The sequence below is a fragment of the Phycicoccus jejuensis genome (assembly GCF_044797865.1).
Taxonomy (GTDB): Bacteria; Actinomycetota; Actinomycetes; order Actinomycetales; family Dermatophilaceae; genus Phycicoccus; species Phycicoccus jejuensis.
Genome location: NZ_CP085209.1, coordinates 1,190,575 through 1,204,487 on the forward strand (window position 1 = coordinate 1,190,575; position 13,913 = coordinate 1,204,487).

Here is a 13,913-nt window from a genome sequence, read left to right on the forward strand (position 1 = left end):
GGGAGGGCGCCGTCGTCCTGCCGTAGTGAGGGCGGTCAGTCGCGCTCGAGCCCGCCGACGAGGCGCCACGCGGCGGGCAGGGCGCCGGCGGCGAGCAGCGCCTTGAGCGCGTCACCGAGGAGGAAGGGCACGACACCGACGGCGACCGCGGTCGCGAGCGACATCCCGGTCGAGAGCGAGAGCCACGTGACACCGAAGGCGTAGATGGTCAGCGAGGACGCGACGGCCGCGAGCAGCTGGCGCGGCACCGAGCGGTCGTGGCCGCGACGGGCCGCGAGCCCGGCGACCGCGGCCGCGGCGAGGAAGCCGACGAGGTAGCCGCCGGTCGCGCCGACCACGACGTGCGCCCCGTGCGAGCCGTCGGTGAAGACCGGCAGGCCGACGACCCCGAGGACGAGGTAGAGGGCCATGCTCGCGACCGCGCGGCCGGGGCCGAGCGCCGCGCCGACGAGGAGGACCGCGAAGGTCTGCCCGGTCACCGGCACGGGGGAGCCCGGCACGGGGATCGCCACCTGGGCGGCGAGCGCGGTGAGCAGCGCCCCGAGGCCGACGGTGACCCCGGTGCGGGTCAGCGCGCGGGGCAGGACGGCCTCCGCGAGGACGGGGCGGATCGGGGTGGCGAGGGCGGTCATCGGGTCTCCGTGTCTCGAGGGGCGGGGCTGCCCCCATCCTGCCGACCCAGGCGCGCGGCGGCGCAGCGGGGTGACCAGTGAGACACCCGGACCCGTCGGCATCCACCGCGTTCGAGGTGAACGACGACCTTCTGGTGGTCGGGTTTCACCTCGACCCGGCAGCGTCCGCGGCGTTCGAGGTGAACGACGACCTTCTGGTGGTCGGGTTTCACCTCGACCCGCGGCGGCCGCGGTCAGACCGGGCGCTCGAAGGTGACGAGCAGGCCCTCGACCCCGCCGGGGCCCATCCGGCCCTTGACGTCGGCGCTCGTGATGGCCTTGAGCTGCCAGCCCTGGCCCGCGTGCTCGTTGAGGACCTTCTCGAGGCGGTCGCCGGACATCTTGCCGCCGATCATCTTCTCGCGGAGCTCGACGACCTTGTACTGGTACGGCACGGTGCATCCCTTCGTCGCGGACGGACGCCTCCGACCGTAGCGGCGCGGGTGCCTCTCCGCCCAGACCCGGGTCAGCCCCGACGTATCACCGAGGGCGGTCCGCCGCTCCTCCCGCCGACGGCACCCGTCGTCGGTGGGAAGGAGCGGACATGCCCGGTTGGTACGTACACCTCGAGGCGGCGCACGACACCGCCCGGCTGCTGCGGGACGGCACCGTCCCACCCGGGTTCGCGGTCAGCGAGCCGGAGGCGAGGGTCATCGGCGAGCACTGCCACACCTGGCGCAACTACCTCGCGCTCGGCGCCCTCGGCCCCGACCTCTTCTACCTGCTGCCCGACTTCAAGGACACGACCGGCCAGGTCATCCGGCAGGTCGTGCAGTGGGCTCTCGACGTGTGGGAGGTCGTCGACGCGGAGTTCGTCGCGAAGTGGGAGAAGTGGATCGACCCGATCTCGACGAACAACGCGCAGCTCGCGTCGCAGCTGACCGGCGGGCTGTCGACGCAGCTGGCCCAGGTGCTCGACGAGCTGACGTCGGCGATCATGTCCGCCTTCAAGGGGCTGCTCGCGGAGATGGGTGACTGGTTCGGCGTCCTGACCTCCGGTGTGCCGCAGGGCTACGGCGACGACGCCTTCTACTGGTCGGACATGTTCCACTACCGGCGGACCTACCAGTTCCCGTTCGTCCTCTTCTCGCAGGCGCAGGCGGCGCTCGCGGCCGCGACCACCGACGACGAGCGCAAGGACGCGCAGGCGCGAATCGCCTTCGCCGTCGGCTGGATGTCCCACTGCGCCACCGACGTCACCGGCCACCCCTTCACGAACGCGAAGTCCGGCGGGCCCTACCGCGACCACTGGCAGCGCCACCACCTCGTCGAGAACCACATGGACTCCGAGAACTACGACGCCCGCCACCCCGGCCCGCTCTACGGCGAGTACGGCACGTCGGCGCTGCACTTCCGCGTCGCCTTCCGCCACCGCGACGACGCGCCCTACGACGGTCGCGACGACGCCCCCGCCTACGACCACTGGGCCGGCCTGCCCGCGTACGACGACGGCGACGGACCGACGGCCACCGCCGCCCGGCGCGCCTTCTTCGACCTCGACAGCGGGCCGTTGCCGGGCCACCTCGTCGAGGGCCTCCTCGATGCGATGCACGAGGTCTACGGCGCCGACGGCCCGCACATCCTCCTGCAGGACCCGCCCTTCTCGGCGACCGACCCCGGCACCGGGCAGCCCGACGGGCGCCCCAACGAGGCCGCGATGAACCAGATGTGGGAGATCGTCTACCGCTACCTCAAGATGACCGGCAGCGACGCCATCAGCCTTCGCCTGCCGCCGCCCCCGTCGGTCTTCACCGACCACTCGTTCCCCACGCCGCCCGGCGGCGGGGGCTCCGGCATCGACGACGACCCGAGCCGTGGCGCCGACGTGGACGACGACGACTCCTTCAGCCTGCTCGACCTCCTGCTCGCCCTGTTCGCGTGGGCGGTGTACCTCGCGCAGGTGGTGCTCTGGCTGGCGACGATCCTGCCGAGCCTCATCGTCGACGTCACGACGTTCCCGGCGCGCGAGGTCGTCTACTGGGCGGTCATCGTCCCGGCCTGGAACCTCTACCTGCTCGCCCGGCGGGCCCTCGTGATGTCCGGCTTCGCGATGCCCAAGCCCGCCGAGGTCAACACGGGCCTGACGACGCTCGGGCGTCAGGGGACGTACGACGTCGCCTCCGCCCTCGACGCGCCGTTCGGCCTGCCGACCGCGCCGCCGCCGGTCACCGAGCCGTCGGGCCGGCTGACCTCGCACTCGGCGCACGCGCTCGACCACGCCTACCCGCGCGGCATCGTGCGCGACCTCCCGTCCGCGATCGGCCGGCCCGACCTCGCCGGCGCCCTCGGGCTCACCTCGCCGCTGCGGTACGCGGCGGACGCCCCCGGCGACGAGCTCAAGCCCTCGGAGTGGGTAGCGCCGTGGCGCTACCCGCTGCGCAACCAGGCGGGCGCCGGTGTGGCGCAGGAGGGTCCGGCCACGCACGTCGGCCCCTACGTCGTCGGCTCCGACTCGACCGTCCTGCTCTCCGGCCTCACCGGGGACGACGGGGCCCGGGCGGACCTCGAGGCGGCGTCGAGCCCGGAGGAGACGGCCGCCGTGCTCGACGTCCGGCTCCCGCAGGACGAGCACCTCGGTGGGCCGGTCGACTACGGCCTCTACCTCGTCGGCCGGATGGCCGCCGAGAGCGGCAAGCCGGAGCTCTCGGTGCCCGACTTCAACCTCGACTCCGACCGCGGCTACGCCTGGCACTGCTGGGACTGGAACCGCTCGACGGTGCCCTGCGTGCCCGACATCACGCCGGTCGGCAGTGAGGACTACGGCTACCGGATGCCGTGCACGTCGCCGCAGCTCTTCCACGCCGACCACGACTGCCCGACGCACCCGGGCCGCTGGTACGTCGAGACGCACGACCTCGACGTGCACTACCTCCCCGGCGCCGGGCCCCGGCGCTGCGGGAAGCCGTCCGAGCACGAGCCCGTGACCGACCTCGAGTGGCAGCGCCACCTCGGCGAGGAGCGATGAGATGACCACCACCCCCACCGGCCCGCGACGCGACGGCCGGGACGACGAGCAGCACCCGGTCCTCACCGAGAAGGAGGACGCCGCCCAGCGGGGCGCCGACCCCGCCGGTCCGGTCGGCGCGACGACGCGGCCGAGCGGCGACCTCGCCGACGGCTGGACCCCCTCGGACCACCTCGCCCGAGAGGCCGGCGAGCTCGCGGCCGAGATCGGGCGCGAGCACCGGCCCCGGCGCGAGGACGTCTACCCCTACCTCCTCGTCCGCGCGGCGAGCCCCGGCGACCGCGGGGCGCGGCCGGTCTGGCCGCCCGTCCCGTGCTGGCAGTCCCCGGACATCCTCCTCATGGACGCCGCCGCCACCGGCCCCTTCGACCCGACGCAGCTCGTCGGCAGCCCGACCGCCGGGCGCCGCTACCGGGTGTTCGTCCGGGTCTGGAACCTCGGGCTGCTGCCGGCGGTCGGGGTCCACGTGCGCGCCTGGTTCGTCGACCCCGGCTTCTTCGGGGGCGCGACCGGGCCGGCCTACCAGCCGCAGCTCATCGGGGGTGCGATGGTCGGCCTCGACGACCGCACCCGCCCCGGCGCCGTCGCGGTCGTCGAGCTGGACCGCACCTGGGACATCCCCGAGACGCTGACCGGCCACGAGTGCCTCCTGGCGTCCGTGTCGTGCCCCCTCGACCCGTGGTCGGGTGTGCTGGACGCCAACGCCGACCGGCACGTCGGGCAGCGCAACCTGACGATCCTCGCCGGCAGCGACGACGCCAAGCAGCTGCTGTGGATACTGGGCTCGCGCGTCACCGGTACGCTCGAGCTGGTGCACGGCGGGGCCACGGTGGGGCCGCTGGTACGCGGCGTGCTCGGCGACACGGAGACCGGGCTCGGGGTGCCCGAGCGGCTGCTCCCGCCGTCCCCGAAGGCGCTGCGCCACGGGGTCGCCACGCCGACCGGGCAGCACCTCGCGACGATGCTGCGCACCCGCGGCGGCTGGCTCCTCGCCGACAGCGAGCGGGTCGTCGCGCTGGCGACCGAGCTCGGGCTCGTCGGCCGCGACGGCGGGAAGCCGCGCCGGGGCCGCCGCGACCCCGTCGCGGTGGACGTCGCGGGACTCGCGCAGGAGCTCGCGCCCGAGCACGCCGAGCGCATCGGGGTGCTCGTCGACGGCGAGCCCGGTGACGCCCTGCTCGAGGGTCTCGTGCGCCTCTGGGACGTCGGAGACCTCACGGCAGGCGGGCTGGCGGGGGCGCTCGCCGAGGGCGGACCGGCTGCGCACCTGCTGCAGCTGGCGCACACCGACCCCGAGCGACAGGAGACCGGCGGCTACTCCCTCGTCCTCCTCGGCTGAGGCGGAGGCCGACGCGGGGGCCCGGCACCGTCAGCCGGCTCTCGTCCGTGCGATCCGCGCGGATCCGGGTGCGACCGCACCGGGATCCGCGCAGATCGCGGGGAGAACGACCGGGACAGCCTTCGACGGCCGGGGGATCGGTGCGGCGCAGTGCGGTTGGGGTGCCGGGCGCAGACGTAGGTTCGGGGGGTTGCCGACCGAGAGGAACCACCCGATGGATGCCGATGCCGACCGTCTGGCCGAACGTCGTGAGCACGACCTCGCCGTGCAGAAGGTCGTCGACCGGCTCGCGGAGGAAGGGCCCCACGAGGACCCCACCCTCGTCGCCGACCGGCTCGTCGAGCGGCTGACCGCCGTCGGCGTCGTCGGGATGCCCGGCCCCTGGGTCGACTCGGTCGTCACCGAGCTGATGGCCGGCAACCCCTACGTCGTCTCGCCCTTCACCGAGGAGCACGAGGACGTCCCGGAGCCCACGACGCCGGCGCGCTCCGAGGTCATCGAGTAGGGCGCTGCCCGGACGACGCGACGGCCTGGGCCGGAGCGCTACTCGTCGCCGCGGAGGGTGAACGAGCGCAGGCGGTCACCGGCGAACCACACCGACCCGACGCTCACGACGAGGGCCGCGACGACGGCGTACCCGAGCCCCGTGCCGCCCGCGTCGACGAGGTCGTCGACCGCGTGCCCGACCTCGCGGCCCCACGCGCCGACCGACAGCCACTTGACGCCGCTGAGCACCGAGCCGATGACGCCCTCCCAGAAGAGCGTGTAGAGCAGCCCGACGACGACGGCGTGGCGGGTCAGCGCGGCGAGGCCCAGGAAGAGCGCCGTGTACACCGTGCCCGCCACCACCCCGGCCGCGCCGAGGGCGAGGGCGCGCCCCGGGTGCGCGGAGTCGAGGACGAGGGAGGCGACGGCGAGCGGGAGGGCGCCGAGGGCCGTCGTCGTCAGCCAGGCGGCGGCGAACTTGCTGCGCGCGATGGTGTGCCGGCTCACCGGCTTGGCGAGCAGGTAGACGATGGAGCCGTCGTCGACCTCCGGGCCCAGCACGGCGGTGGCGGCCAGCAGCGCGACGAGCGGCAGCGCGAGCGTGTACCCGAGACCCACCGTGGCCTCGACGCCCACGGCGTCCGAGGTGAGCAGGCGGACGACGACCGCGAGGCCGACGAGCGCCAGCGGCAGCAGGAGCAGCACGACACCACGCCGCCGGCCGACGACGGCCTGCGCGGAGAGGGCGAAGAGCGTGCGGTTCACCGGGTCATCCCTCCACCAGGTACGAGAACACGCTCTCGAGCGAGTCGTCGGTGGGGGCGAGCTCGAGCAGCCGCAGCCCCTGCTCGCGCGTCACGGCGGGCAGGCGCAGCGCGAACGCGCCGAAGTCCGCCACCGACACCGACACCCCGCCGTCCGGGCGCAGCGCCACCGCGACGACCGACGGCTCCGCGATGAGGCAGGCGGCGAGGCGACGGTCGTCGTCGGCCGAGACGACGTACTGCACCGGGCGGTCGGTCATCAGCCGGCGGATCTCGCCGAACTCGCCGGACGCCGCGTGCCGCCCGGAGACGACGACCTCGATCTGCCGGGCGACCTGCTCGACCTCCTCGAGGATGTGCGAGCTGAACAGGACCGTGCGTCCCTCGGCGCCCATCCGGCGCAGCAGCGCCATGAGGTGGAGGCGCTGGCGCGGGTCGACGCCGTTGAACGGCTCGTCGAGGAGGAGCACCGACGGGTTGTGGACGAGGGCGGAGGCGAGCTTGACCCGCTGGCGCATCCCCTTCGAGTAGGTGCCGATGCGCCGGGCCGCGGGCTCGACCATGTCGACGACCTCGAGGGCCCGCTCGGTGGCGGCGCCGGGGTCGGGCAGGCCGTGCAGCTCGGCGTTGGCGAGGACGAAACGCCGGCCGGTGAGGTAGCCGAAGCTCACCTCGCGCTCGGGGACGAGCCCGAGGTGCCGGTAGACGTCGGTCGTGCGCCACACGGACGTGCCGTCGAGCGTCACCGTGCCGGCCGACGGCGCGAGGAAGCCCGACATGAGGGCGATGAGGGTCGTCTTGCCGGCGCCGTTCGGCCCGAGCAGCCCGGTGATGCCGGGACCGACGCTCATCGAGATGCCGTTGACGGCGACGACGTTGCCGTACCAGCGCGAGACCTGGTCCAGGACGAGCGTGCTCATGCGCTCGCCTCCCGGCGGTAGCGCGCGACGAGGGCGCCGGCGCAGGCGGCCGAGAGGCCGACGAGGACGACGACGTACGCGGCCACCATCCCCGCCCCGGTCGGTGGGGCGAGGGTGTCGGCGTCGGTCCACGCGCCCATCAGCCCGCGGTAGAGCGAGTACGGGGAGAACAGCCCGGCGACCTCGGCGACGCGGGTGCTGCCCTCGCCGTCGGCGATGCCCTGGACCGCCGTCACCACCCCGTTGGCGATGACGAGGAAGGCGATCGTCGCGACGACCGCGAACCCGCGCCGCGTCGACCACGACGCGATGATCCCGCCGACACCGGCCAGCGACAGCGCGAGGAGCACCGCGAGCCCGAGCGCGACCCCGGCCTCGCGGGTCTGGTCCGAGACGTCGAGCTCGGTGAGCAGGGCCGCGGCGTAGAGGATGACGACCGGCAGGACGAGGAAGACGAGGGTGGCGAGCAGGAGCGAGAGCCAGCGCGCGACCGCGTACGCGGCCGAGGGCAGCGGCCGGGCGAGGTAGAGCGCGATCGTGCCGTGCCGCAGGTCGCGCGAGAACAGCACCGGCGCCTGCGACGCGACGAAGACGCCGAGCAGCACCTGCGTCGTCGACGCGTACTGCGCGTACCCGATGGGCAGCCGGTCCAGGCCGACGAAGGCCATGATCCCCGCGACGATGAGCGCGGGCAGCAGGTTGAGCCCGAGCAGGAGGAAGGGCAGCACCTTCGAGCGGCCCGAGCGCCCGAGGCCGAACGCGTTGCGGAAGCCGGTGAGCACGAGCGAGCGCGCGATGGCCGTGCTGCCGAGGCGTGGCCCGGTGTAGGGCCGGTAGCCGAGGTCGTGGATGACGCTGCGGCCGGCGTCGTCGGTGCCGCGGGGGCTCGTCGGCTCAGCCACGGGGCACCCCGGGCTCGTCGTGCACGGCGGCGTCCGACGGGTCGGCGAAGACGTCCTCGAGGTGGCGGTGGTCGGCCTGCATCCGCACGAGCCCGAGCCCGAGCTCGGCGGCGGTGTCGCGGACGACGTCGCGCACGTCCCGAGGTCCCCGGTCGGCGGCGTCGACCGAGAGCAGCGACCCGCGCCGGACCACCGGCACGCCGGCCGCGGCGAGGGCGTCGGCCATCCGCGTCTGCGCGTCGTCACCGAGCACCTCGACGAGGAGGGCGCCGGTGGCGTCGAGGAACTCGTCGGTCCGCGAGGCGCGCAGCAGGGTGCCGCCATCGAGGACCACGACGTGGTCGCTGACCCGCTCGAGCTCGCCGAGGAGGTGGGAGGTGACGATGACGGCGATCCCGAAGTCGTGGCCGATCCGGCGGACGAGACCGAGCATCTCGTCGCGGGCGGCGGGGTCGAGACCGTTCGTCGGCTCGTCGAGCAGCACGAGACGAGGGTCGTGGACGAGCGCCTGGGCGAGCTTCGCCTTCTGCTTCATGCCGGTGGAGTAGCCACCCATCGGGCGGTAGCGCTCCTCGGCGAGGCCGACGTGGCGCAGCACCTCGGCCGCGCGCTCGCGGGCGGCGACGCGCGGCAGCCCCGACATCATCCCGAGGTGGACGACGAAGTCGCTGGCGCTGACGTCCGGGGGGAGGCAGTCGTGCTCGGGGAGGTAGCCGACCGCGGCCCGGACCTGCGCCCCCTCCGTGGCGACGTCGTGGCCGAGCACCTCGGCGCGGCCGCCGGTCGCGGGGACGAGGCCGAGGAGGATCTTGAGGAAGGTCGACTTGCCCGCGCCGTTCGCGCCGACCAGCCCGGTCGTGCCGGGGCCGATGTCGAGGGTGAGGGCGTCGAGCGCGAGCACCGCACCGTAGTCCTTGGTGAGGCGCTCGGTGCGTACGACCGGCTCCACCCGCCTCACCCTAGCCCGGGGTCGTCCGGGCCCGGGTGAGGAGAGGGTGGAGGGGGTGCGGTGATCCCGTCGACGTCAGTTCGGGACGTCGACGTAGACGAGGGCGTCGGTGCCGCCGCGGCAGACGACGGGGGTCGTGTTCTCGCAGCGCATCTCGTAGTCGCGGCCGGTCACCGGCGAGCGGGCCGTGACGGTGGCCGGCAGGTCGGCCGACGACGCCATGAGCGCCTGCGCGGTCTCGGTGGCGAAGTCGCACGACGTCACCTCGTTGCCGCTCCACGCGGTCGCGCCGTCGACGGTGCCGCACTCCTTGGCCGTCGAGGCCCGCTGCGTGGGCGTCGGACCGTCCGAGGGGGCGTCGGACGCGGTCTCCTCGGGGGAGGGGGCCTCGTCGGAGGCCGACGCGGAGCTCGACACCGAGGGGGCGGCGACGCTGGAGTCCTCGTCGCCGTCACTGCCGAAGAACCAGAGCATCCCGGCGAGCATGAGCAGGCCGACGAGGGCCAGGGCCACCATCCCGAGGCAGCCCGTGCGCCGGTCGGCCGGGGGCTCCTCGGACGCGCGCCCGCCGAGCAGGAAGGCGTCGTCGGGCTCGGCGACCGGCGCCGCCGTGGGGGCCGACGGCACGGTGGCCGCGGCCGGGACCGGCGCCCCGGCGGGCGCATCCGGGGTCGGACGGGCCGCCGTCACGGGCAGCTCGGTGGTCGTCGCGTCGTCGGCCGGCGGGGTCGTCGGCATGGTGTGGTCTCGCGGCAGCGTCGTGCCGCAGAGGGAGCAGAATCGGTCCGCGGGGTGTACCGCGGCGCCGCACTCGGGGCAGGTCACGGGTCTCTCCGTCCGGGGGTGGACAACCCAGCCACGATAGCCACGAGGCCGCCCGCCGCCCCAAATCGCGAGGTCAGCGGGCGCTCAGGAACAGCACGACGGGTGGGTGCCGAGGCCCCGGTGGCTTGGCACCCACCCGCCGCGTCGAGGGGATGACCCGGTGGTGGTCACCGCGACGCCGGCGGACCCCGTCGTCCACCGGCGCGCCCACGCTAGGGGCAGCCCGGTGGGCCGCAGGTCAGGCGAACACCCGGAGTCGGTCAGGGTTCGGTCAGGCGACCCGGCCCCGGGGCGGTGGTGTCCCGGGCCCCCCGCAGGTCGGACGGAGACGGGGGCAGGGGCCCGGCTCAGGTCGCGACCGACGTGCGTCGTCGCGACGCCGGTCCTCGGGGACAGGGTCCCGGGGTCCGCGTCGTGCCACGACCACACGTCGTCACCGCGCAGGAGCACGTCCGAGCCGCCGTCGACGTGGACGGTTTGCCCGCAGACGTGCGTGTTCTCCGCGGAGACGAGCCAGGCGAGCAGCGCGGCGACCTGCCCGGCCTCGAGGTACCCGCCCAGCGGCATGGGCACCACGGCGTCGAGGGCGGCGCGCCCGTCGGCCGTCGCCGTCATCGCCGCGGTCATCGGGGTGCGGACCACGCCCGGGGCGACCGCGTTGAGGGGGATGCCGGCCCCGGCCCACGCCGGCAGCGGTGCGACCCGCCGGACCCAGCGCGAGAGCGCCCGCTTGCTCGAGGGGTAGATGGTCGCGGCGGCCTGTGGCCCGGCCGCCTCCAGCTCCGCGGCGAGCGCGAGCGCGCGGTCCTCGTCGCCGGCCAGGCAGGCCTCGACGAGCGGTACGTGCACCGGCAGCAGCGTGGCCATCGACGACGTGACGACCGCGCGAGGGGCGCGGGAGGAGGCGGCCAGCGCCGGACGAAGACCGGTCAGGAGGTCGACCGCGCCGAAGTGGTTGACCGCCACCGTCTCGCGGACCGGCAGCGCGAGACCGGCGTTGGCGACGACGGCGTCGATGCGGCCGCCGGTCTCGTCGAGCACGCCCTCGACCGCGTCGTCACGGCCCCGGCGGGTCGAGAGGTCGGCCACGACGTCGCCGGACGTGACGTCGACCGCGACGACGTGCTCGCCGCGACGGGTCAGCAGCGCCGCGAGCGCCTGCCCGATCCCCGATGCCGCCCCCGTCACCACGATCGTCCGAGCCATGGCAGTCCTGCCTCTCGACCGGCCCCGCGGCGGAACCCGGGGCTCCTGCTCCGAGCCTAGGAAGGGCAGGGCCGGACGGCGGCCGGACGTCTCGGGGGTCACAGTGTCTGGTGCGTCACCCGGGCTGCGACGATGGGGCCGTGGACATCGTCACCCGTGGCTTCGTCGGCCGGCGCTCCGGCGGCGACCCGCGCATCCCTCCCGGCCAGTACCTCGAGCGCGACTTCCCGGTGCTCTCGGCGGGACCGACCCCGGTCGTCCGGCGCGAGGACTGGACGCTCCGGGTGGAGGGCGTGGACGGCAGCAGCGGCATCCTGTCGTGGGCCGACCTGCACCGCCTCCCCGTCGAGGACGTGCGCACCGACATCCACTGCGTGACCAAGTGGAGCAAGCTCGACACCTCGTGGCGCGGGGTCGACGTGGAGGCCTTGCTGGCGGCGGCCGGCGTCGGCACGCAGGGCGCGACGCACGTGCTCGTCCACGCGCACGGCGGGTACACGACGAACCTGCCGCTCGCCGACCTGCGGGGCGGACGCGCCTGGATCGCGACGGAGTACGAGGGCGCTTCTCTCGCACCGGAGCACGGTGGCCCGGCGCGGCTGCTCGTCCCGCACCTGTACTTCTGGAAGTCGGCGAAGTGGGTGAGCGGCCTGCAGCTCCTCGCGCAGGACCGGCCCGGGTTCTGGGAGCAGCTCGGCTACCACGAGTACGGCGACCCGTGGCGCGAGCAGCGCTACGTCGGCGACTGAGGCCGGGGCCCCGATGACCGTCGCGTGGTCCTCCCCGCCGCTGCCCATGCCTTGGTACCGCGCCCGCGTCGAGGACGCATGGCTCGAGACCCGTACCGCCCGCACCGTCGTCCTCGACGTCCCCGGCTGGCCGGGGCACCACGCCGGTCAGCATGTCGACGTCCGGCTCACCGCCGACGACGGTTACACCGCCACCCGCACCTACTCCGTCGCGTCGGCGCCCGAGGCGGGCCGGCTCGTGCTCACCGTGCAGCTCGTCACCGAGGGCGAGGTGTCGCCGTGGCTCGTCGGGGAGGCCCGGGAGGGCGACGAGCTCGAGGTGCGCGGCCCGATCGGCGGCTGGTTCCGGTGGGACGAGCAGATGCCGGAGCCGGTGCTGCTCGTCGCCGGCGGCAGCGGGGTCGTGCCCCTCATGGCGATGGTCAGGCACCGCTCGCGCGTCGGGGCCGTCCAACCCTTCCACCTCGTCTACTCGGCGCGCACGCCGGACCACGTCATCTACACGAACGAGCTCTTCGCGCTCGCCCGCACCTCGCCGGGCCTACGGGTCGACCGGCTCTACACGCGCGGCGGGCTGCCCGACGACGCGCGGGAGCCGGGGCGGCTGCGGCCGCAGGACCTGCCGGCGGTCGACGCGTTCCCGGCGCCGCCGGTCGTCTACGTCTGCGGCCCGTCGGGGTTCGTCGAGGCGGCGGTGGGCATCCTCATCGACCAGGGCCACGACTCGGGCGCCATCCGCACGGAGCGCTTCGGCCCCTCCTCCTGACCCGTCGCTCGTCCCGACTTCTTGCGAGTTCCGCCGCCCGACCCGCCGCCGGACGGCGCGTCGAGCGGCTCAACTCGCAAGAAGTGCGGTGAGGAGGAGGGTCAGCGGGGGTCGCAGGTGAGGTGGACGCCCTCGGCGACCCGGTAGGGCGCCGCCGCGACGATGGCCCCGACGACCCGCCGCAGCCGGCTGACCTCGGCGCGCACGGTCACCTGGTGCTCCTCGTCACCGAACAGCGAGCGGCTGAGGGCCGCGGCCGTCAGCCCGTCGGGACCGGCCGCGGCGAGCAGCCGGACGATGGCCGCGTGCCGCGGCGTGAGCGCGGCCCGCCAGCCGCCGTCGTCCCCGCCGCTCACCTCGAGCAGCGCCTCGCCGCCGACGGTGCGCAGCGTCGCCACCAGGACGGCCGCCTGCGCGTCGGGCCGCACGAGCCAGCCCTCGCCGAGCCGCTCCGGCAGGCACAGCCCGAGCCCCGGCACGGTGAGGGGCAGGTTCTCGCGGGGGGCCGCGATCCGGTCGCGGACGAGGACGCCGCTGTGGTGCGCGACCCAGCCGTCGTCGTCGACGAGGAGGACCGGGCCGTGCGTCGTCGCGAGCACGTGCTCGGCCGAGCGGCGCAGGCGCTGGAGCGACTGCTCGTGGTGGCGCCACAGCCGGGCCTCGGCGAGCTTCGTCGCGGTGTCGACGAGGGCGATGAGCGCGGGGTGGAGGGTGAGCGCCGGGCCCGACACGTCGACGACGCCGAGCATCGCGCCGGTGCGGGGGTCGTGGACGGGGGAGGCGGTGCAGTACCAGGGGTGCTGCCCCTCCTCGAAGTGCTCGGCCGAGAACAGCTGCACCGGCGCCTGCTCGGCGAGGGCGGTGCCGATGGCGTTGGTGCCGACGTGGTCCTCGGTCCAGACGGCGCCCTCCGAGAAGCCGAGGGTGTCGGCGGTGCGCAGCACCCCGGGCGACCCCTCGCGCCAGAGGATGATGCCGTCGGCGTCGGTGACGACGACGATGAACCGCGACGCGTCCGCGACCGACGTCAGCACGGCCCGGATCTCGTCGACGACGAGCCGCAGCGGGGAGGCCCGGCGGCGGCGCTCGACCTCGCCGAGCGGCAGCGGGTCGCGGGCGTTGGCGTGCGTCGGGTCGAGCCCGAAGCCGAGCGTGCGGCGCCAGGAGCGGGAGACGACCGGCCGGACCGGCGCGACCGGGGCCGAGCCGCCCATCACCGCGTCGTGGACGCGGCGCAGCGCGCGGGCGTGCTGCCCGAGGTCGGTGCCCGGGGCCACGGCGCTCCCGGCGCGGTACGACGTCATCGTCGGCTCCTCACCCCCCGGCGGCGCCGCCGGGCGATGGCCACAGGCTAGCCCTCCGCGCCGACAC

General features: G+C 74.9%; 14 protein-coding genes. 5 read left to right on the forward strand and 9 right to left on the reverse strand.

Annotation, left to right across the window (positions count from 1 at the left end):
• Positions 1-35: 35 nt before the first annotated feature.
• Both LG324_RS05685 and LG324_RS05690 read right to left on the reverse strand, forming a co-directional pair.
• Positions 36-632: a biotin transporter BioY gene (locus tag LG324_RS05685; protein WP_404352433.1), complete on the reverse strand. Its 597-nt coding sequence runs from the start codon at positions 630-632 to the stop codon at positions 36-38.
• A 233-nt stretch (positions 633-865) separates the two neighbouring features.
• A complete protein-coding gene (locus LG324_RS05690; protein WP_207024302.1) occupies positions 866-1,066 on the reverse strand; it encodes a DUF4177 domain-containing protein in 201 nt (66 codons plus the stop codon).
• Between the two features lie 149 nt (positions 1,067-1,215).
• On the opposite strand from LG324_RS05690, the gene LG324_RS05695 reads away from it, so the two are divergent.
• From LG324_RS05695 to LG324_RS05705, 3 genes are all read left to right on the forward strand, one after another.
• A complete protein-coding gene (locus LG324_RS05695) occupies positions 1,216-3,636 on the forward strand; it encodes a zinc dependent phospholipase C family protein (protein ID WP_404352435.1) in 2,421 nt (806 codons plus the stop codon).
• Between the two features lies 1 nt (position 3,637).
• Positions 3,638-4,975, forward strand: a complete 1,338-nt coding sequence (locus LG324_RS05700) for a hypothetical protein (protein ID WP_404352436.1) — start codon at positions 3,638-3,640, stop codon at positions 4,973-4,975.
• Positions 4,976-5,189: 214 nt separating this feature from the next.
• Positions 5,190-5,480 (forward strand): hypothetical protein, encoded by a 291-nt coding sequence (locus tag LG324_RS05705; protein WP_404352438.1) that lies wholly within the window; start codon positions 5,190-5,192, stop codon positions 5,478-5,480.
• A 38-nt stretch (positions 5,481-5,518) separates the two neighbouring features.
• Here LG324_RS05705 and LG324_RS05710 read toward each other — a convergent pair whose 3' ends face one another.
• The 6 genes from LG324_RS05710 to LG324_RS05735 form a co-directional block, all read right to left on the reverse strand.
• Positions 5,519-6,226 carry an ABC transporter permease subunit gene (locus LG324_RS05710; protein ID WP_030528590.1) on the reverse strand — a complete coding sequence of 236 codons (708 nt, stop codon included), beginning with the start codon at positions 6,224-6,226 and terminating at the stop codon, positions 5,519-5,521.
• Between the two features lie 4 nt (positions 6,227-6,230).
• Positions 6,231-7,145, reverse strand: coding sequence for an ABC transporter ATP-binding protein (locus LG324_RS05715; RefSeq protein WP_404352439.1), 915 nt, complete (start codon positions 7,143-7,145; stop codon positions 6,231-6,233).
• Positions 7,142-8,047, reverse strand: coding sequence for a hypothetical protein (locus tag LG324_RS05720; RefSeq protein ID WP_404352441.1), 906 nt, complete (start codon positions 8,045-8,047; stop codon positions 7,142-7,144). Before LG324_RS05720 ends, LG324_RS05715 begins: the two co-directional genes overlap by 4 nt.
• The gene (locus LG324_RS05725) at positions 8,040-9,005 is read right to left on the reverse strand and encodes an ABC transporter ATP-binding protein (protein WP_036830014.1); all 966 of its coding nucleotides are present in this window, start codon (positions 9,003-9,005) and stop codon (positions 8,040-8,042) included. Before LG324_RS05725 ends, LG324_RS05720 begins: the two co-directional genes overlap by 8 nt.
• 66 nt (positions 9,006-9,071) lie before the next feature.
• Entirely contained in the window at positions 9,072-9,734 is a 663-nt protein-coding gene (locus tag LG324_RS05730; protein WP_404352442.1) for a hypothetical protein, read from the reverse strand.
• A 171-nt stretch (positions 9,735-9,905) separates the two neighbouring features.
• Positions 9,906-11,027, reverse strand: coding sequence for an SDR family oxidoreductase (locus LG324_RS05735; RefSeq protein ID WP_404352443.1), 1,122 nt, complete (start codon positions 11,025-11,027; stop codon positions 9,906-9,908).
• Positions 11,028-11,167: 140 nt separating this feature from the next.
• Between LG324_RS05735 and LG324_RS05740 the strand changes: the two genes are divergently transcribed.
• Positions 11,168-11,776, forward strand: a complete 609-nt coding sequence (locus tag LG324_RS05740; RefSeq protein WP_404352444.1) for a sulfite oxidase-like oxidoreductase — start codon at positions 11,168-11,170, stop codon at positions 11,774-11,776.
• Positions 11,777-11,789: 13 nt separating this feature from the next.
• Entirely contained in the window at positions 11,790-12,542 is a 753-nt protein-coding gene (locus tag LG324_RS05745) for a ferredoxin reductase (protein WP_404352445.1), read from the forward strand.
• Between the two features lie 101 nt (positions 12,543-12,643).
• Here LG324_RS05745 and LG324_RS05750 read toward each other — a convergent pair whose 3' ends face one another.
• Positions 12,644-13,846, reverse strand: a complete 1,203-nt coding sequence (locus tag LG324_RS05750) for a GAF domain-containing protein (RefSeq protein ID WP_030528598.1) — start codon at positions 13,844-13,846, stop codon at positions 12,644-12,646.
• Positions 13,847-13,913 lie beyond the last annotated feature (67 nt).

Bases quoted from the DNA above. Each gene is read 5' to 3' on its own strand.
- LG324_RS05715 (WP_404352439.1), bottom strand. From the start codon at position 7,145: ATGAGCACGCTCGTCCTGGACCAGGTCTCGCGCTGGTACGGCAACGTC.
- LG324_RS05695 (WP_404352435.1), top strand. From the start codon at position 1,216: ATGCCCGGTTGGTACGTACACCTCGAGGCGGCGCACGACACCGCCCGG.
- LG324_RS05705 (WP_404352438.1), top strand. From the start codon at position 5,190: ATGGATGCCGATGCCGACCGTCTGGCCGAACGTCGTGAGCACGACCTC.
- LG324_RS05745 (WP_404352445.1), top strand. From the start codon at position 11,790: ATGACCGTCGCGTGGTCCTCCCCGCCGCTGCCCATGCCTTGGTACCGC.
- LG324_RS05700 (WP_404352436.1), top strand. From the start codon at position 3,638: ATGACCACCACCCCCACCGGCCCGCGACGCGACGGCCGGGACGACGAG.
- LG324_RS05735 (WP_404352443.1), bottom strand. From the start codon at position 11,027: ATGGCTCGGACGATCGTGGTGACGGGGGCGGCATCGGGGATCGGGCAG.
- LG324_RS05750 (WP_030528598.1), bottom strand. From the start codon at position 13,846: ATGACGTCGTACCGCGCCGGGAGCGCCGTGGCCCCGGGCACCGACCTC.
- LG324_RS05730 (WP_404352442.1), bottom strand. From the start codon at position 9,734: ATGCCGACGACCCCGCCGGCCGACGACGCGACGACCACCGAGCTGCCC.
- LG324_RS05685 (WP_404352433.1), bottom strand. From the start codon at position 632: ATGACCGCCCTCGCCACCCCGATCCGCCCCGTCCTCGCGGAGGCCGTC.